General features: G+C 55.2%; 1 rRNA gene. It reads right to left on the bottom strand.

From position 1 onward, the window contains the following. Positions 1-627 (bottom strand): 23S ribosomal RNA (locus QSK18_RS35685); the annotation flags it as partial.

Below are 627 nucleotides of genomic sequence, written 5' to 3'. Positions count from 1 at the left end.
TGCAATTTCGCCGAGTTCGCGGTTGAGACAGCGGAGAAGTCGTTACGCCATTCGTGCAGGTCGGAACTTACCCGACAAGGAATTTCGCTACCTTAGGATGGTTATAGTTACCACCGCCGTTTACTGGCGCTTAAGTTCTCAGCTTCGCCCCGAAAGGCTAACCGGTCCCCTTAACGTTCCAGCACCGGGCAGGCGTCAGTCCGTATACATCGTCTTGCGACTTCGCACGGACCTGTGTTTTTAGTAAACAGTCGCTTCTCCCTGGTCTCTGCGGCCCTCAAACGCTCACCGTCGCAAGGACAGGTCACGCCTCAGGCCCCCCTTCTCCCGAAGTTACGGGGGCATTTTGCCGAGTTCCTTAACCACGATTCACTCGATCGCCTTAGTATTCTCTACCTGACCACCTGAGTCGGTTTAGGGTACGGGCGGCTCGAACCTCGCTAGATGCTTTTCTCGACAGCATAGGATCACCCACTTCCCGCCAATGCGGTCATCATCACATCTCAGGCTCAACATCAAAGTCAGTGTCGCGGATTTGCCTACGACACGCCCTACATGCTTAAACGTGGACAACCATCGCCACGCGGAGGCTACCTTCCTGCGTCACACCATCGCTTACCTACTACC

It is taken from the genome of Kineosporia sp. NBRC 101677, from assembly GCF_030269265.1.
In the GTDB taxonomy this organism is placed as follows: domain Bacteria; phylum Actinomycetota; class Actinomycetes; order Actinomycetales; family Kineosporiaceae; genus Kineosporia; species Kineosporia rhizophila.
This window is presented reverse-complemented; position numbering and strand designations above follow the sequence as displayed.